General features: G+C 32.9%; 20 protein-coding genes. 16 read left to right on the forward strand and 4 right to left on the reverse strand.

The window, feature by feature from the left end:
* Positions 1-25: 25 nt before the first annotated feature.
* Positions 26-739 (reverse strand): hypothetical protein, encoded by a 714-nt coding sequence (locus GKZ86_RS10380; RefSeq protein WP_154783039.1) that lies wholly within the window; start codon positions 737-739, stop codon positions 26-28.
* A 328-nt stretch (positions 740-1,067) separates the two neighbouring features.
* On the opposite strand from GKZ86_RS10380, the gene GKZ86_RS10385 reads away from it, so the two are divergent.
* The 15 genes from GKZ86_RS10385 (at position 1,068) to GKZ86_RS10455 (ending at position 14,178) form a co-directional block, all read left to right on the forward strand.
* Entirely contained in the window at positions 1,068-1,994 is a 927-nt protein-coding gene (locus GKZ86_RS10385; RefSeq protein WP_154783040.1) for a DnaJ C-terminal domain-containing protein, read from the forward strand.
* Positions 1,987-2,292: a chaperone modulator CbpM gene (locus GKZ86_RS10390; protein ID WP_154783041.1), complete on the forward strand. Its 306-nt coding sequence runs from the start codon at positions 1,987-1,989 to the stop codon at positions 2,290-2,292. Before GKZ86_RS10385 ends, GKZ86_RS10390 begins: the two co-directional genes overlap by 8 nt.
* Before the next feature lie 165 nt (positions 2,293-2,457).
* Positions 2,458-2,841, forward strand: a complete 384-nt coding sequence (locus tag GKZ86_RS10395) for a RidA family protein (protein ID WP_042563203.1) — start codon at positions 2,458-2,460, stop codon at positions 2,839-2,841.
* 149 nt (positions 2,842-2,990) lie between these two features.
* A complete protein-coding gene (locus GKZ86_RS10400) occupies positions 2,991-4,247 on the forward strand; it encodes a voltage-gated chloride channel family protein (RefSeq protein ID WP_154783042.1) in 1,257 nt (418 codons plus the stop codon).
* A gap of 120 nt (positions 4,248-4,367) precedes the next feature.
* Complete coding sequence (locus GKZ86_RS10405; RefSeq protein ID WP_154783043.1) at positions 4,368-5,372, forward strand: bifunctional oligoribonuclease/PAP phosphatase NrnA; 1,005 nt, start codon at positions 4,368-4,370, stop codon at positions 5,370-5,372.
* 5 nt (positions 5,373-5,377) lie between these two features.
* Positions 5,378-6,064, forward strand: coding sequence for a gliding motility-associated peptidyl-prolyl isomerase GldI (gldI, locus tag GKZ86_RS10410; protein ID WP_154783044.1), 687 nt, complete (start codon positions 5,378-5,380; stop codon positions 6,062-6,064).
* 15 nt (positions 6,065-6,079) lie between these two features.
* Positions 6,080-7,156 (forward strand): peptidylprolyl isomerase, encoded by a 1,077-nt coding sequence (locus GKZ86_RS10415; protein WP_154783045.1) that lies wholly within the window; start codon positions 6,080-6,082, stop codon positions 7,154-7,156.
* A gap of 27 nt (positions 7,157-7,183) precedes the next feature.
* Positions 7,184-8,323 carry a peptidylprolyl isomerase gene (locus GKZ86_RS10420; RefSeq protein ID WP_154783046.1) on the forward strand — a complete coding sequence of 380 codons (1,140 nt, stop codon included), beginning with the start codon at positions 7,184-7,186 and terminating at the stop codon, positions 8,321-8,323.
* Between the two features lie 208 nt (positions 8,324-8,531).
* Positions 8,532-9,428, forward strand: a complete 897-nt coding sequence (locus tag GKZ86_RS10425; protein WP_154783047.1) for a DMT family transporter — start codon at positions 8,532-8,534, stop codon at positions 9,426-9,428.
* A gap of 86 nt (positions 9,429-9,514) precedes the next feature.
* Positions 9,515-9,871: a MauE/DoxX family redox-associated membrane protein gene (locus GKZ86_RS10430; protein ID WP_154783048.1), complete on the forward strand. Its 357-nt coding sequence runs from the start codon at positions 9,515-9,517 to the stop codon at positions 9,869-9,871.
* Between the two features lie 31 nt (positions 9,872-9,902).
* A complete protein-coding gene (gene aqpZ / locus GKZ86_RS10435) occupies positions 9,903-10,610 on the forward strand; it encodes an aquaporin Z (protein ID WP_154783049.1) in 708 nt (235 codons plus the stop codon).
* Positions 10,611-10,643: 33 nt separating this feature from the next.
* Positions 10,644-10,883: a GlsB/YeaQ/YmgE family stress response membrane protein gene (locus GKZ86_RS10440; protein ID WP_154783050.1), complete on the forward strand. Its 240-nt coding sequence runs from the start codon at positions 10,644-10,646 to the stop codon at positions 10,881-10,883.
* Between the two features lie 115 nt (positions 10,884-10,998).
* Positions 10,999-11,835 (forward strand): sterol desaturase family protein, encoded by an 837-nt coding sequence (locus GKZ86_RS10445; RefSeq protein WP_154783051.1) that lies wholly within the window; start codon positions 10,999-11,001, stop codon positions 11,833-11,835.
* A 110-nt stretch (positions 11,836-11,945) separates the two neighbouring features.
* The gene (locus tag GKZ86_RS10450; protein WP_154783052.1) at positions 11,946-12,224 is read left to right on the forward strand and encodes a DUF2805 domain-containing protein; all 279 of its coding nucleotides are present in this window, start codon (positions 11,946-11,948) and stop codon (positions 12,222-12,224) included.
* A 100-nt stretch (positions 12,225-12,324) separates the two neighbouring features.
* Entirely contained in the window at positions 12,325-14,178 is a 1,854-nt protein-coding gene (locus GKZ86_RS10455) for a peptidase M61 (protein WP_154783053.1), read from the forward strand.
* Positions 14,179-14,336: 158 nt separating this feature from the next.
* Here the strand turns inward: GKZ86_RS10455 and GKZ86_RS10460 are convergent, their stop codons facing one another.
* Both GKZ86_RS10460 and GKZ86_RS10465 read right to left on the reverse strand, forming a co-directional pair.
* Positions 14,337-14,780: a hypothetical protein gene (locus GKZ86_RS10460; protein WP_154783054.1), complete on the reverse strand. Its 444-nt coding sequence runs from the start codon at positions 14,778-14,780 to the stop codon at positions 14,337-14,339.
* A 161-nt stretch (positions 14,781-14,941) separates the two neighbouring features.
* Positions 14,942-17,227 carry a GH92 family glycosyl hydrolase gene (locus tag GKZ86_RS10465; protein ID WP_370456756.1) on the reverse strand — a complete coding sequence of 762 codons (2,286 nt, stop codon included), beginning with the start codon at positions 17,225-17,227 and terminating at the stop codon, positions 14,942-14,944.
* Positions 17,228-17,415: 188 nt separating this feature from the next.
* Here GKZ86_RS10465 and GKZ86_RS10470 point away from each other — a divergent pair, with 188 nt between their 5' ends.
* Complete coding sequence (locus GKZ86_RS10470; protein WP_154783056.1) at positions 17,416-18,039, forward strand: M949_RS01915 family surface polysaccharide biosynthesis protein; 624 nt, start codon at positions 17,416-17,418, stop codon at positions 18,037-18,039.
* Between the two features lie 86 nt (positions 18,040-18,125).
* Here GKZ86_RS10470 and GKZ86_RS10475 read toward each other — a convergent pair whose 3' ends face one another.
* Positions 18,126-18,728 carry a GNAT family N-acetyltransferase gene (locus tag GKZ86_RS10475; RefSeq protein WP_154783057.1) on the reverse strand — a complete coding sequence of 201 codons (603 nt, stop codon included), beginning with the start codon at positions 18,726-18,728 and terminating at the stop codon, positions 18,126-18,128.
* Positions 18,729-18,833 lie beyond the last annotated feature (105 nt).

The raw sequence follows: 18,833 nt of genomic DNA on the forward strand, positions 1-18,833 counted from the left end.
CTTAGTAACTTAGCATCTTTATAGATCACTCTTTCGTAACAATAATCGAGGCTTTAAAACCAGCTGCAAGATTATTCCAATAATCATTAGTTACAAGATTGCCTCTATCGTCATAAACCTGAATTTCAGCTGTATTTCCGCCAAGAGTTCCTATATTTAAAGCAGTAAAATCTAATTTATTAAATCCGTTTGCAAGATCAACTTTTACCTGCTTGAAATTAACATCCAGAAATATTTGATTTGCAATGATTTTATCGTTTGATGAGACACTTACCAAATCACCATCTATAGCACCAAAATCACGTAATTTTATTATAAAATAATCTGACTTTGTTTTGAAATCTCCAAGAGAAATATTTTTCTTTACCAACGGTCCTCTTCCTTCTTTTAATCCCTCAGCTTTTAAAGCTTTATCCAACTCTTTTTCCATTTTAGGAACATAACGATCGCCCGGATTGGCAAAATCGGTTTCTGTAGACATCGTAAATTTGCTTTTTTCTTCTCCTATCTGAAATTTAGATTTTGGCGTTATACTAGTATTATCAAAAACGTTTGGCGTTTTGATAGCGGGCATATCTAAATTATCAGCCGTAGGATCTTTTACATCAGTAGCCGGAAGTTTTTTAGGTTTTGCACTAAATTTAGGTGCCGGAATACTCTTGTATTTCGTACTAAATTCAGTTTGGGCTGATACAGTTACAGCAGTAAAAAATAATATGAAAAATAAAAGGTGCTTCATTAAAAAAAGTATTACAGAATCGGCTTTTAAAATTTTATAAAATCAACGGTATAGCAAAGCAAAAATAGCATAATTTAATTAGGCTCTACAACTTTAAGACTTTTATAACAATATATTAGGCTAATTTTTGGAAAACAAAAAACCTGCCAAAATATATTATTTCTTCAAAATTAAATTTCAATTTAAAAATTCCAAATTTCAAACTAAGCCAGGTACTATAAAAATAATTTGCTGTTTTTTTCATTTAAAACAAATACACCACTTTGATAATTAACAACTTATTCATAACTTGAGTCTTTTAATTTACTTTTATTAAAAACTTATAAAAATGGATTATATCGACTATTATAAAACATTGGATATTACAAAATCAGCAACCGAAGCTGAAATTAAAAAAGCATATCGAAAAGCAGCTCGAAAATACCATCCTGATCTTAATCCGAATGATAAAGAAGCTGAAAAAAAATTCAAGGAAATAAATGAAGCAAATGAGGTTTTAAGCAATCCGGAAAATCGAAAAAAATACGATAAATACGGAAAAGACTGGAAACATGCCGATGAGTTTGAAAAAGCCGGTTACGACCCAAATCAGCGACGATCAAGACAACAAAGCAGTCAGGATTTTTCTGGTGGAGATTTTTCAGGTTTTTCAGGTAGCGATTTTGGAGGAAATGATTTTTCAGATTTCTTTAATTCCATGTATGGAGGAGCAAGAAGCGGCAGAACACAATCGAAATACAGAGGTCAGGATTTTAATGCCGAATTAGAACTGGATTTGGCTTCGGCATATACAATCCACAAACAAAATCTGGCCGTTAATGGAAAAAACATTCGCATTACAATTCCGGCAGGTGTTGAAAACGGACAGGTTATAAAAATTTCCGGACACGGAGGACCAGGTGCAAACGGAGGACCTAATGGTGATTTATATCTAACATTTTTAATCTCTAACAATTCTGATTTTAAGCGAGAAGGCAACAATTTATATGCTGATGTTGATCTTGATTTATATACCGCAATTTTAGGAGGCGAAATTTATGTGAATACTTTTGACGGAAAAGTAAAAATTAAAGTTCCTGAAGAAACACAAACCGGAACCAAAGTAAAATTGAAAGGAAAAGGGTTTCCTGTTTACAAAAAAGAAAATCAATTTGGTGATTTATACATTACTTATAATATAAAAACGCCAACAAAACTGTCTCAAAAAGAAAAAGAATTATTTCAGGAATTATCTAAAATAAGAAATCATGAATAGTAAAAATTTAATTCAGATAAAACAATTTTGCCTTTACCACGAAATTGAAAATACTTTTATAACAGAACTGAATAATTATGGTTTAGTTGAAATTATCATACAGGAAGAAGATGAATATGTGCACACGAAACAATTACCAACGATAGAAAAAATGATTCGGCTGCATTATGATCTCAAAATAAATCTGGAAGGAATTGATGCAATTGCCCATTTATTGAATAAAATTGAGGTTTTGCAACAAAATCTAACGGCAACTCAAAACAAACTTCGCCTTTTTGAGCAACATCAAATTGAATAAAACTTGGAAGTTGGTTTTTCAAAATATCACAAAAAAGAAAGATTTACGAAATGATTTCAAATAAATTAATCTTCTTTCAGTTTCATATTTTATAAATTGCAGCGGTATTAACGAACCAGAATTGTTTCAAAAATGGAATGGAAGCGATTCAAAAAAACATAAAAAATGAAAAGAGAAAACATCTTAACAGGATCACCTTGGGAAGACAAAATGGGATATTGCCGTGCCGTAAGAATTGGCAATATTATTGAAGTTTCCGGAACTGTGGCTATTGTTGATGGCGAAAAAGTAAAAGCTGATGATGCTTATGCTCAAACGTATAATATTCTTGAACGTGTTGAAAAAGTATTAGAAGATTTGAATGTTGGAATGAAAGATGTAATCAGAACACGAATTTTTACCACCAATATTTCAACTTTTGAAGATGTTGCCAGAGCGCATTCAGCGTTTTTTAAAGATGTAAAACCTACAACAGGTTTTTATGAAATCAGCAAATTGGTTGCTCCTGAATATTTAGTTGAAATTGAATTTACTGCTGTTATTCAGTAATTTTATTTTGCCACGAATTTTTACTAATTATTTTTTTGCCACAGATTAGAAGGATTAAAAAGATTTCTTTTTAATTTCTATAATTAAAATGCTGTAAATTCGTGTAAATTCGTGTAATTCGTGGCTAGAAAAACATCCCAGACAATTAAATGACTTCCCAAACTATAAAACAATTCTTGGTTACCATTCCAAAATGGATTATTATTTGTGCTTTAATAGGCATTTTTTCAGGATCTGCATCGGCATTTTTCCTGGTTTCTCTAGAATTTGTAACTCAATTTAGAATTCAACACGATTGGATAATCTGGTTATTGCCTATTGGCGGATTACTCGTTGGCTTCAGTTATTATTATTGGGGAGAATCTGTTGTAAAAGGAAATAATTTATTGCTGGAAGAATACGAAAATCCTAAGAAAGTTATTCCGTTAAAAATGGCTCCTTTAGTACTTTTCGGAACTTTAATTACACATTTATTCGGAGGTTCTGCAGGTCGCGAAGGCACAGCGGTACAAATGGGAGGTGCAATTGCAGATCAATTCACCAAATTTTTCAATTTAGATAATTCAGAAAGAAAAATTCTAATCATACTCGGAATCAGCGCAGGTTTTGCATCTGTTTTTGGAACTCCATTGGCAGGCGCTATTTTTGCTTTGGAGGTTTTGTATTTTAATAAAATCAATTTAAAAAGTATCATTTTATCATTTCTGGTGGCTTATGTTGCTTATTTTACGGTAGAATTTTGGCACATAAAACATACGCATTACAGCATTCCGAATGTTCCTGAAATCAATGCAAACACTTTATTTTATACACTTATAATTGGTATTTTATCTGGTTTTGCAGCTTTATTATTTTCCAGAAGCACACATTTTTGGGGATCACTTTTCTCTAAAAACATTAAATATCCGCCTTTGCGACCTTTTGTTGGCGGAATCATTTTAGCGATTGCAATTGCTGGTTTTGGTTTCACAAAATTTTCAGGATTAGGAGTTCCGGTTATTGTCGATTCTTTTTCGAATGCAAATCCGTGGTATGATTTTTTACTTAAAATTTTATTTACCGGTTTTACTTTAGGTGCCGGTTTTAAAGGCGGAGAGGTAACACCGTTGTTTTTTGTTGGCGCTACTTTAGGAAGTGCATTATCAGTAATAATTCCGATGCCAATTGCACTTTTAGCAGGTTTAGGATTTGTTGCCGTATTCTCGGGCGCAACCCACACTCCTATTGCCTGCACTATTATGGGAATGGAATTATTTAGACTTCAACCCGGGATTTTTATTGCCATTGCCTGTACAATAGCTTACTTCTCTTCTGGTTCAGTAGGAATTTATAAATCTCAAATTGTAAAAGGCGCTAAATTTAAATTATATCAAAAATTTAAAAAGACAGAGTTAGAACATCTTTAATTCAAATTCCAAAACTCAAAAACCTACATTTCACATCTTACAATTCCCATCTAACTTAAAAGTGTGTTAATCTGCAAAATGATTTCAACATTACATTAAAAAAATGTAAATTCGCACACTATGAAAATACAAGATATTCAGGCAATACAATTGTTGCTTGCGACTCCAAAGAAAATTGCAATAATTCCACATAGAGGTCCAGATGGCGATGCCATGGGTTCTACGCTAGGTTTATATCACTTTTTACTAAAAAACAATCACCAGCCAACCGTGATTGCACCCAATGATTTTCCTGATTTTTTAGCTTGGCTTCCAGGTTCTGAAACAGTAAAAATATTCGAAAAAGACACCGAAAATTGTACTAAAATATTAGAAGAGGCTGAATTAATTTTTACGCTTGACTTTAATGCCTTTCATCGTACAGGCGAAATGGAACATACTTTAGCAAAACTAACAGTTCCGTTTATCATGATCGATCATCATCAAAAACCTGATGATTACGCGACTTTTATGTACTCTGATACTTCGTTTGGATCGACTTGCGAAATGATTTATAATTTTATTTCATTTTTAGATAAAAAAGCAGATTTAGACAAAACGATTGCCACTTGCATTTATACCGGAATTTTGACTGATTCAGGTTCATTTCGTTTTCCGGGAACAACAGGAAACACACATCGTATCATTGCTGAATTGATCGATTTAGGAGTTGAAAATACTCAAATTCCTGTTTTATTATTTGATAATAGCTCTTACAGCCGTTTACAATTATTAGGTCGCGCTTTGCAAAACATGAAGGTTTTTGAAGCTTATAAAACCTCATATACTTCGCTTACGCAAGATGAATTAGATGCGTTTGATTATGTAAAAGGCGATACAGAAGGAATTGTTAATTATGGATTAAGTATAAAAGGAATCGTTTTTACTGCTATTTTTATAGAAAATAAAGACGAGAAAATCATCAAGATATCTTTCCGTTCACAAGGAGGTTTTGATGTAAACCAATTTGCAAGAGATCATTTTAACGGTGGAGGCCATAGTAATGCCGCCGGAGGAAGATCTGACGTTTCAATGGAAGAAACATTGAAAAAGTTTGAAGACTTAGTAACAAAACTAAAAATATAACCCAAATGAACTACTTAAAACTAAGCATTTACACCCTACTTTTTGCTTTTTTATTGGTTGGCTGCAAACAACATGAAGATGTTAGAAGACCTATTTCCAGATCTTCGGGAAGTTTCATGAAAAAATCTGCTGATCGAAATAAAAAATTAGTAGCCAGTGAAGAAGATGTTATTAAAAAAATCATCAAAAGCAATCCTAAAGTAAAATATTACGCCACAAGAAAAGGCTATTGGTTTTCTTATGATGAACAAAATACTGCTGATACCCAAACTCCCAGAAAAGGAGATATTGCTTATTTTAATTTAGAAATAAAAAATATTAAAGGTCAAATTATTTATTCAGAATCTGAACTTGGACCTCAAACCTATTATGTAGACAAACAAGATATCATGATGGGATTGCGTGACGGTATCAAATTGATGCATAAAAATGAAACCGTTAATTTCTTATTTCCATCGCATATTGCATACGGATATCACGGAGATAATAAAAAAATAGGTCCTAACGAATCGTTGATTTGTACGGTTACACTTCGTAATTTTGTACCTGATCCGGCCGCTGTAAAAACTGCAGCAACGACTCCGGCAAGTACAAGCACAACAACTGTAGCAAAAACTACAACAGGACAAAATCCTAAACCGGCAGCTCCAAAAGCTGTGACCCAAACAAAAAAAGACACTTTAAACCCATAAAACAACATTTTAAAAATGAAAAAAAGTATTCTATTATTACTATTGGCCGTTTCTTCATTATATTCTTGTAAAGACGAGCACAGCAATTTACCTGATGGATTATATGCCGATATTGAAACGAATAAAGGACATATTATTGTTGAACTTGATTATAAAAAAGCTCCAATTACGGTTGCTAATTTTGTAACCTTAGCCGAAGGAAAAAATGAATTTATAACGAATGAAGACCTTAAAGGTAAACCGTTTTTTGACGGATTAAAATTTCACAGAGTTATCGAAGATTTCATGATTCAGACAGGAGATCCTTTAGGAACAGGTTCTGGAGATACAGGATACAAATTTAAAGATGAATTTACCGATTTAAAATTTGATAAAGCCGGTGTTTTGGCAATGGCAAATAACGGTCCAGGAACAAACAGCAGTCAATTTTTTATTACACACGTTGAAACTCCTTGGTTAGACGGAAAACACACTATTTTTGGTCATGTTGTAGAAAAAGGACAAGAAGTTGTAAACCAGGTAAAACAAGGTGACAATATGGTTTCTGTTACGATTATCAGAAATGGTGAAGCTGCTAAAAAGTTTGATGCTGTAAAAGTATTTCATGATTATTTTTCCGGAATAGCAAAAGAGAAAAGCAAATTTGCAGGAGTTCAAAAAGAAAAAGTAGATTATTATGCTTCATTAAAAGCAAAAGCTACTAAAACTTCTACTGGTTTAGAATATGTTATTACTGAAAAAGGAGCCGGTAAAAAACCTGCTAACGGAACTCAGTTATATATTCACTATGCAGGGTTTTTAGAAGACGGAACTTTGTTTGATACAAGTATAGAAGATGTAGCAAAAACTTTTGGAAAATTTGATCCGGCAAGAGCAGAAGCTAAAGCTTATCAGCCAATTCCTTTTCAGGCAGGACGTAAAGACGGTATGATTCCCGGATTTATTGAAGGTATCGAAAAACTTTCTTTTGGAGATAAAGCAGTTATTTTTATTCCATCACATTTAGCTTACGGAGCAGCTGGAGCCGGAGGAGTAATTCCACCAAATTCAAATATCATTTTTGAAATTCAATTATTAGAAAAACCTCAATAATTATAATAGACTTAAATTAGTATTAAAATGAAGTTTAAATTTTTATTTTTATTTTGCCTTGCAATGGTTAATATGCAAGCGCAAACGACAAAAAAAACGGTTGCAAAAAAACCAGCTGCAACAAAAACTGCAACGAAAGCAGTAGCTGCAACAAATCCTAATGAAGGTATTTTTGCTACTATTTCTACAACTAAAGGCGATATCGTTTTGACTTTAGAATATGTAAAAGCACCGGTAACTGTTGCTAACTTCATTTCTTTGGCAGAAGGTAAAAATCCTAATGTAAAAGTGGAGAAATTAAAAGGAAAACCATTTTATGACGGATTAAAATTTCACAGAGTTATTAATGATTTTATGATTCAGGGTGGAGATCCGGACGGGAATGGTTCGGGAGGTCCTGGATTTTCATTTAAAGATGAATTTGTTGATAATCTAAAATTTGATAAAGGCGGTATTTTAGCAATGGCAAATTCAGGCCCTGCTACAAACGGAAGCCAATTTTTTATTACACATAAAGATACGCCTTGGTTAAATGGAAAACATACTATTTTTGGTCATGTTGTTTCAGGAATGGACGTTGTGAATAAAATTGTTCAGGATGATATCATGACAAAAATTACCATTACTCGTAAAGGTGCTGCAGCTAAAAAGTTTGATGCTGTAAAAGTTTTAACAGATGATGCTAAAAAAGAAGAAGCAAAAAAAGGCGAAAGCCAAAAAGTAATTGCAGCAAAAGCAGCTTATTTTGCGAGTACTAAAGCTACTGCAACAACGACAGAAACAGGTTTAAAATACGTTATTACCAAAAAAGGAAGTGGAGTAAAACCAGCAGACGGAACTACTTTCTATTTTCATTATGCAGGTTATTTTGAAAATGGAGAACTTTTTGACAGTAGTATAGCTCAGGTCGCAAGAGATTACGGAAAATATGATGCCACCAGAGATGCTCAAAAAGGATATCAGGCATTTCCTTTTGTAGCTGGTAAAAAAGATGGAATGATTCCTGGTTTCCTTGAAGCTTTAGGAATGATGACTGACGGAGAAAAAGCAATCTTTTTTCTTCCTTCAAATCTGGCATACGGAGAAAGAGGTGCCGGAGGCGTAATTCCGCCAAACTCAACTTTGATTTTTGAAATTGAAACATATCAAAATCAACCTGCTAAATAATATTTAATTCAGCAGTTAAATTTTAACCCGTCAAAATCTAGATTTTGATGGGTTTCTTTTTTCTATAATTATATCAAATACACAATTTTGCGATATAAATTAATTCAAAAATCATTACAATAGTAATGTTTGAAACCATTTTCTATTAAATCCTAAACAAAATAGCTTACCTTTGCCGGCTTTTATTTTTTAATCTAAATAAGTTAAGATGTCACAAAACAATGTATTAAAGGGAGTATTTTTAGTTGCGCTTGGAGCTACAAGTTACGGAATGTTAGCCACTTTTGTAAAAATGGCTTACACAGAAGGATATACAACAGCCGAAGTAACAACCTCTCAATTTGTTTTAGGAATTCTGGGCATTTTATTGATTAATGCTTTTCAAAAAATAAAACATAAAGAAAATGTTGTAAAAGCTACACCTAAAAATATATTCAATTTAATGCTTGCCGGTACTTCTTTAGGAATGACTAGTTTGTTTTATTATCTGGCTGTAAAATATATTCCCGTTTCAATTGGTATCGTTTTGTTAATGCAAACCGTTTGGATGGGGGTTTTACTTGAAATGATTTTAGAGAAAAAATTACCTTCAAAACAAAAAGTAGTAGCTGTTTTTATTGTGTTAATCGGTACTGCTTTGGCAACAAACCTTATCAATAACGATATAAAACTAGATTGGCGTGGTATTGCGTGGGGCGTTTTGGCTGCAGCATCATTTACTACAACCATGTTTACTGCAAATCGTGTGGCTACTGAAATTTCATCTGCACAGCGTAGTTTATACATGCTTTTGGGCGGAGCGGTAATCGTGTTCTCATTTGCATTTGCTACTCAAACCACCACTTTTAATCTTGCCATTTTCATGAAATGGGGAATCGTTTTGTCTTTATTTGGTACAATTATTCCTCCTATGCTTATGAATGCAGGATTTCCGTTAACCGGAATTGGTTTAGGAAGTATCGTTTCTGCGCTTGAACTTCCTGTTTCTGTTACAATGGCGTTTATTTTATTGAATGAAAAAGTGATCTTTTTACAATGGGCTGGAATTCTTTTAATCATTCTGGCCATCATTATTATGAATGTAAATTTCAAGCGTAAAATTTAACAAAATTTGGTTACTCGTAAAAAAACGTACTTGTAATACAATAATTGTTAATTTATTTTATAAATTCGTGATAAATATTAAATATCATGAATTTACCCTGGCATTTGTACGTAATGGCTGTTTTATATATACTTGCCGGAATTAATCATTTTAAAAATCCGGGAATGTACATCAGGATCATTCCCCCATTCTTTCCGAACCCCAAATTATTAAATATTTTAAGCGGAGCTGCCGAAATTATTTTAGGCATACTCTTAATAGTTCCTTTTACAACCCATATTGCTGCCTGGGGAATTATAGCATTACTAATTGCTGTCTTTCCTGCGAATGTTTATATGTTTTGTAAGAAAAAAGGTAATTTTTCTTTGTTGAAATTTATTTTATTAATACGTTTGCCCTTACAAATTGTATTGATTTTATGGGCTTACTTATATACCCTTTAACAATCAAACTATTAATTAAAATTATTTTATTATGAAAAAATTATTTGCTGAGTTCTTCGGGACTTATTGGCTAGTTTTTGGAGGTTGTGGGAGCGCTATTTTTGCTGCCGGATATCCTGAATTAGGAATCGGGTTTGCAGGTGTTGCATTAGCTTTCGGTTTGACGGTATTAACAATGGCGTATGCTGTTGGGCATATTTCCGGTGGGCATTTTAATCCTGCCGTTTCATTTGGTTTATGGGCGGGCGGAAGATTTCCGGCAAAAGATCTTATTCCTTATATCATTGCACAATGTATTGGAGCTATTGCAGCTGCAGGTACTTTATACACAATTGCCTCAGGAAAAGCAGGCTTTGTAATTGATAATACAAAAGCCGGAGCTTTTGCCTCAAATGGTTTTGGAGCATTTTCACCTGATGGATATTCATTGCCATCTGCTTTTATTGCTGAGTTTGTACTAACATTATTTTTCTTATTGATAATTTTAGGAGCTACCGATAAATTTGCAAACACGCCATTCTGTGGTATTGTAATTGGTCTGGCTTTAACTTTAATTCACTTAATCAGTATTCCAATTACCAATACTTCTGTAAATCCTGCAAGATCTTTATCACAAGCTCTTTTTACTCTGGGAGAGCCTTTATCGCAAGTTTGGCTATTTTGGGTCGCACCAATTCTTGGAGCTGTTGTAGCCGGATTTATTTACAAAACATTATTACAGAAAAACGAACAAGAATAATTAAATCAAACTAATCACATTAAAATTTACACTATGGCATTTTTATATTTCTTACTTATTGGAGCAATTTCAGGATGGTTAGCAGGTCAAATTTGGAAAGGCGCTGGCTTTGGAATCATTGGCAACATCATCGTTGGAATTATTGGTGGATTCATTGGCGGGTGGATTGCCGGTAAACTTGGTATTGGCGGCGGCGGTCTGCTTTGGCAAATTATAATAGCCGTTGGAGGTGCCTGGGTACTCCTATTTATCATTAGCCTGATCAAAAAATAGTAAATATTTTAACGCTAAAGTTATTTTTTTAAAGAGAAAATCTGATATATTTATATTTGATTTTCTCTTTTTTCGTTACTATAAAGCCGAAAAGACACTATTAAAATTGAATGTCATGAACGATATTATTGCTTATTTTAGTACGATTCCGTCTTCACACCGAAGTTTAATTTTGGTTGGAGGAATTACGCTGTTTTGGTTAATTGAAAACACCTTTCCATTGTTTCAGATGCAATATCGAAAATGGCATCATGCAGGAATAAACTTCTTTCTGACGTTTACTACGATTATAGTCAATTTTGTATTGGCTTTTATTTTAATCCGAACTGCCGATTGGACAACTCAAAATCACTTTGGAATTTTACAATGGCTGCCAACAATACCAATTTGGCTCTATACTATTATCGGATTACTATTATTAGACTTAATTGGAGCGTATTTAGTGCATTTTATACAACATAAGATAAAATTCCTCTGGAGATTTCATATCGTACATCATACTGATACCTGGATCGATACTACAACGGCCAACAGGCATCATCCTGGTGAAAGTGTTATTCGGTTTTTATTTACGACTCTTGGCGTTTTAATCGTAGGAACTCCAATGTGGATGGTTTTTCTATATCAGTCCTTATCAGTCGTAGCTTCACAGTTTAATCACGCCAATATTTCTTTACCCAATAAATTAGATCTTTTTCTAAGCTACTTTATCGTTTCTCCCAATATGCATAAAGTTCATCATCATTATGTTGTGCCTTATACAGATAGTAATTACGGGAATATATTCTCTGTTTGGGACAGGCTTTTTGGCACTTTTACGACGCTGCCAAAAGAAGAATTAATTTACGGAGTTGATACTCATATGGCATTGGAAGAAAACAACAAATTGAAAAATTTATTACAAATTCCGTTTCAAAAATCAAGATCGATAAAAAACATTCAAAATCACTAAAAAAAACATACCTGATCGAACCAACTAATTATTTTTTTTATTAATATTGATACATAAATTGAAGATCAATCTATTAATCATTAACCACTATTTGAATTAATTTTCACGTGATGAAAAAGAGTAACCGCAAAGAGTTGAGCTGGGAACAAACCGAAAAACTTGTTTCGTTAGCCTTGGAAGAAAAAAATCCATTTGAAATTATAAAAAAAGAATTTGGATTGGCAGAAAAAGAAGTTCTGGAAATCATGAAAAAGAAAATGCCACTTGAAAAATTTGAAATGTGGAAAAAGAAGGCAATTGCAAACAAACCAAAGCCAAAACCTGTTAAAATTGACGATTTTGATGAAGACCTGGACGGAAAATATTATATAAAAAACAAACTAGACTAACATAAAACTCCTGCAAATCAGGAGTTTTTTTTTATATTTTTACTTTAATGTAACTTTTTGACATTTTGTAAGTCAAATACAAATAACTAAACATAAACAAATGAAAAAAATACTTTACACACTAGCGCTTGCAGCGACATTTTGGAGCTGTAAAACTGGTAGTACTTCGGGAGCTGCAAATAATACCGTATCGGTAAACATTAATCTTGTAGATGTAAAAGACGATAAGGTTTTGGTAACAGTTACACCTCCGGCTATAAAAACAGACGAAGTTATTTATAGCATTCCCAAAACAGTTCCGGGAACTTATTCTACAGATAATTACGGTAAATATTCAGACGGTTTTAAAGCTTTTGATGCAAAAGGAAATGCTTTAACCGTAAAAAGAATTGACGATAATTCCTGGTCAATTTCTAATGCAAAAACATTAGCAAAAGTTACTTATTTAGTTGGGGATACTTTTGATACTGAAAAAGGAACCGGATTTGGTAATGATGATGTGTTTTCGCCAGCTGGAACAAACATCAACGCAGGAATCAATTTCTTAGTAAATACACACGGTTTTGTGGGTTATTTTCAGGATAAGTTAGATGTTCCTTATAAAGTTACGATTACACATCCTGAAACGCTTTGGGGAGCAACTTCAATGAATGATGAAGATGCAAGCAAAACAAGCGACGTTTTCTCAACACCGCGTTATGCTGTTTTAGTTGAAAATCCGATTATGTATTCTAAACCGGATTACACTACATTTAACGTAAACGGAATGGATATTTTAATTGCTGTTTATTCTCCAACAGGAAAATTTACTGCTGAAAGTATTACTCCGGAAATGAAAACAATGATGACGGCTCAGAAAAACTTTTTAGGAAAAGTAAATGCTACTAAAAAATATACTGTTTTATTGTATTTATCAAGTTTGGCTAAAGACGATGCTCACGGTTTTGGTGCTTTAGAACACCCAACTGCAACTACAGTTGTTTTACCGGAATCTATGCCAAAAGAAAAATTGGTAGAATCAATGAAAGATGTCGTTTCTCATGAGTTTTTCCATATTGTAACGCCATTGACTATTCACTCAAAAGAAATTCAGTATTTTGATTATAACGCACCAAAAATGTCAGAGCATTTATGGATGTACGAAGGTGTAACAGAATATTTTGCCAATCTTTTTCAAATTAATCAAGGTTTGATTAACGAAACTGAATTTTATACTCGTATTGCTGATAAAATAGAACAGGCAAAAGGTTTAAATGATACTATGTCATTTACAACAATGAGTAAAAATGTTTTAGAGCAGCCATACAAAGATCAATACTTAAATGTATATCAAAAAGGTGCACTTATCGGAATGTGTATTGATATAATCATCAGAGAAAAAAGCAACGGAGAAAGAGGAATTCTTGATTTAATGCACAAATTAGCAACTGAATACGGAGTTGAAAAACCATTTAATGACAGTGAGCTTTTTGCTAAAATTACTGAATTGACTTATCCTGAAGTTGGAGAGTTTTTAAATAAATATGTAGCCGGAACAACTCCAATTCCTTATGATTTTTATTTAGCGAAAGTTGGTGTAACAAAAGCTTCTGAAAAAACTAAAGGAGCTATTTTTATCAAAGGACAAACTCCTTACATTGCTGTTGACAAAGCAACCAAAGAAATAAGCGTTCGTCCTGGTGATTTAAATGTATTCTTTACTAGTTTAAATCTTAAAGCCGGTGATATCATCGTTGCTGTAAATGATAAACCATATTCACTAGACAACATCTATGATTTGATTGGGGAAAGTGAAAACTGGAAAGAAAATGACGCTATCACTGTAAAAGTAAAACGTGGCGGAAAAGAAGAAATTATAAAAGGAACTGTAAAATTACCATACGAAGAAAAAGAAACTTTTAAAGCTACAGATGCTTCAAAAGAAAAACTTAAAAATGCATGGTTGAAAGGATAATATTTCTTTAACATAAAAAAAACCGACAATCACTTGTCGGTTTTTTTTATTTATCAGACTGATCGAAGTCGAAAATTTGTCAGACTGAGCGAAGTCGAAGTTCCGCAAGCCGAATACTTTGTGGGACTTCGACTTCGCTCAGTCTGACAATATTGTGATTACTTTTTCACCGGAAACTTCCAGTCAAATTCGTCTTTGTCATTGATGATCGCTCCTACTTCAAACTTCACAACCTCATCAAATTCTGTTTGAAGAATAAACCAGTTGTCTTCATTGAAATAATTCTCGAAAGTATCAAAAGTTTCCTGAGTGTATTTTGTAATTCCTTTTGCTGCAAAATCTTTCTTTACATCAGCAATTTTTCTTCCGATTAACTTGAATCCAAAAACTTCTAAATCATTGCTTGAAGCTACTAAATAACCTAATTTCAATTCTTCTTCTTCATAAAACGTCAATCTGATTTTTTGTGCATTGTACACAAAAATTACATTGTCATCTTCATCTTTATAATTTTTATCCGGTTTTCCTAAAGCAGCCGTAACATCGTTTTGCTTCATTCCGAAAAGCAATTTATCGATTCCTGATTTTAGATTTATTTTCATATTTAATTTTCTTTATTTGAAAGGCAAATTTCGGGAAGTTTTTTGCAAACTCTATCACGATTGTGTTTTTATTATTTTTTTTGCCACGAATCACACAAATTACCACGAATTAAATTAGTGCAAATTCGTGTAATTCGTGGCAAACTAAACCTCTTTTAAATCTAATAACCTTTTTTATTTGGTTTATTACTCATATAAAAAGTAATTTTTCCTCCATTTATAACATCCGAGTGTTTTAAGAAAGGTGTAAAAAGTTGTTTTCCGTTTAAAAGTACTTTGCTCACAAACACATTTTTATCGGATTGATTTACCGTTTCTACTTCAAATGTTTTACCATTTTCTAAATTGAAAATCGCATTTTTTACTAATGGACTTCCCAAAGCATATTCGTCAGAAGCAGGCGCAACAGGATAAAACCCTAAACTGCTAAAGATATACCACGCGCTCATTTGTCCGAAATCGTCATTTCCACCTAAACCATCGGCACCATTTCGGTACATTTTTTTCAGGATCATTCTGATTTTATCCTGAGCTTTCCAAGGAGAATTTGTCCAGTTGTATAAATAAACTACATGATGTGAAGGTTCGTTTCCGTGAACATAATTTCCTATGATTCCGTCTCTTGTAATATCTTCTGTATTTTCGAAATATTTGTCCGGTAAATGCATGTTGAATAATGAATCTAAACGAACATTAAATTTGTCATTTCCACCCATCATTTTAATCATTTCGGCTGGATCTTGCGGAACGTATAAACTATAATTCCATGAATTTCCTTCAATAAAACCTTGTCCGTGTGTATCTAATGGATCGAATTCTTTTTTGAAAGTTCCGTCATTTAATTTCGGACGCATAAAACCCGTTTTGGCATCGTAAACGTTTTTATAATTTTTAGATCTTTCTATGAATTCATTGTAAATATCTGTTTTACCTAATTTCTTCGCCGCCTGAGCAATTGCCCAGTCATCATAAGCATATTCTAAAGTTTTAGAAACCGAAGCACCGTTTTTATCTTCAGGAACATAGCCCATTTTCATGTAATATTCTAATCCGTCATAATAACGAACTTTAGCTGTATTCACACAAGCCTGAAGCGCTTTTTCAGGATCAAAATTTGTATTGCCTTTTACAATAGCATCTGCCACTACAGAAACAGAATGATACCCAATCATACACCAGTTTTCATTGGCATAATGCGACCAGATTGGCAGCATTTTATGTACACTTTGATCTGAATGCGCCAACATCGAACTAATCATATCTGAATTTCGTGCTGGCTGTACTATATTAAATAAAGGATGCAAAGCACGGTACGTATCCCATAAAGAATAACTGGTATAGTTTTTAAAGTTTTCGGCTTTATGAACGTTCATATCCAAACCTTTATAATTTCCGTCAAGATCCATATATTCTGTTGGACCTAAAAATGCGTGATACATTGCAGTATAAAAATTCACGAAATCTTCTTTCTGAATGGTTTCTATCTGAATTTTATTCAATTCTTTATTCCAAACTTCCTGACTTTGTTTTTTTACTTTTTCGAAATCCCAGCCCGGAACTTCTTTTTTCATATTCTCAAGCGCTCCGGCAGAACTTACTGGCGACAGCGCCATTTTTATTTTGATTTTTTCTCCTTCTTCGGTATTAAAATCAAAAAACAATTTTAGGTTTTGACCTGCCATTTCAGGGAAATTTTTGGTTTGATCAAATCTTCCCCAAAAACCTCTGTAAACACTTTTTTCCTGTACAGCTTGTCCGTAGCTTTTTATTGGTTTACTAAAAGACATCGCAAAATAAACGGTTCTCGTTCTTGCCCAGCCATTGGTTTGGCGATATCCAGTAATCAAAGTATCGTTTTCAACGCGAACAAATGTCCATACATTTTTCTTGTCATAATTGTAAATTCCCGAAGTTAAATCAAGAATTATATGTGCTTCGTCTGATTTTGGAAATGTATATTGATGCATTCCTACACGCGTTGTTGCGGTAAGTTCTGCTTTGATTTTATGGTCTTCCAGAAAAACGCTATAATAGGCCGGTTCTGCTTTTTCTGTTGTATGCGAAAACGCAGATCGATAACCTGATAATGGTTTTGAAGCTACTCCGGGATTCAATTGTAATTTTCCGGTTGTAGGCATAATCAAGAAATCTCCTAAATCAGAATGTCCCGTTCCGCTAAAATGAGTGTGACTAAAACCTACAATTGTTTTATCTTCATATTGATATCCTGCACAATATTTATAGACTTCTCCGTTATATTTTCCGTTTAAACCGTAGGCGATTGTATCAGTTTCAGGGCTTAATTGCACGCTTCCAAACGGAACTGTTGCGCCCGGATAGGTATGTCCCATTTTGGCCGTACCAATCATTGGATCAACATACTGAATTAAATTTTTGAGGCTTTTTGTTTTTTCCTGAGCTTCTGTTTTAGTTGAAAAACCGAGCATTAGAATTGATAATCCAAAAAGAAAGCATTTTGTTTTAATAATATTCATCAGTTATTTTGTTTGATATTTTGTGTTATCTGATTTTCGTTAGAAAAATACGATAAAAAACGCTTTTTAAAAAATATAAAAACTTTTAGTCTGAAAACCTTTTGAATATCTTTGATTTACCCAAAAACAACATCTGTTACATGAAAAATTATATTATATGCCTAATACTTTCGATTCCTTCTTTAAGCTTTTCACAAAAGGTAGAAAGTTATATTTTAGATAAAGAACAAATAGCAGAACGAGAATTAAAAAGTCTTTCGGATTTTCCGATTTACAAAGCTTACGAATATCAGGATAAAGGCGGCGTTTTTGAATTGGTTTTAACGGAAAACCGAAAAACCATTTCTAAAAAAGATACTTTAAATACAAAAATTAAAGCACTTTGTGAAGTTAACGATCACGGTGGTTTTCTTGAAAAATGGACTATTAATGATGTAGTAGAAATTAATGAATCTGTAGAAACTAATATTTGGTTCTGGACAAAATATTGCAGTACTAAAGATCTTGACGGTGACGGTTATATCGAACCTATAATTGTATATGGAACCAGAGATGAAAATAACGAAATACGGCGCGTGAAGATTATTACGGTTTATAAAAAACAAAAATATGTGATTCGCGCTGTAGAATGCAATTTAGATGATTGCAGAAGTTTTAAAAAGGATAAAAATTGGTCTTTATTACCTAAAAAAATACAGATTTATGTTGATCAATTGGTTGCAAAAATAAGAAAGGAACAAGGTTTATTATTGAAAGATGGATAGAATTAAAAATCGTGAATTGTGAATCGTGAATAGTCGCCAATTTTAATTTTTAATTTTTAATTTTTAATTTTTAATCAATAACAAAACTATAATTTCCCCTTTAAATTTTCTTTTACGACATCAAACCATTCGTCTTTAAGAATACTTAAAACTATAGAATCTCTGCGAACATCACCATCTCTTGTTGGCATGTGGCTTCTTAAAACACCTTCTACTTTGCAGCCTATGCTTTTCATGGCAGCAATGCTTCGTTCGTTATTGTTATCGGCACGAAATTCTACACGTTCCATTCCCAGAGTTTCAAAAGCAAATTGTAGCAGTAAGAATTTACAATGTTTGTTTAATCCGGTTCCTCTAAAGGCAGATCCGTACCATGTATATCCTAATTGTAATGTTTTATATTGAAGTTGAATATCGTAAAAACGGGTTGATCCTGTGTATTTTTGAGATTTTTTATCGAAAACTATAAACGGAAATTCCTTTTTATTTTCTCGTTCTTTTATTGCAGATTTAATGTAGTTGATTAGGTTTTCTTTTCCGTCGGCACCAACTAAAGAAAATTTCCAGGTTTCAGGTTCATTAATGGAAATCTCTAAAAGATTTTCAACATCTGATTCTTGCAAAGGACGCAATAAAACCAAATCGTCTTCTAAAATAATATTGTCTGAGAAATTGAAATTTGATGCCATAACTATAAGTTAGTTTTAGAGAATCTTTGTGTGACTTTGTTTAATAGTTTATTTCGCAGAGGTTCACAAAACTATCGCGAAGTTTCGCAAAGTTTTTTAGATTAA

The organism is Flavobacterium sp. LC2016-13, assembly GCF_009707955.1.
Classification (GTDB): domain Bacteria; phylum Bacteroidota; class Bacteroidia; order Flavobacteriales; family Flavobacteriaceae; genus Flavobacterium.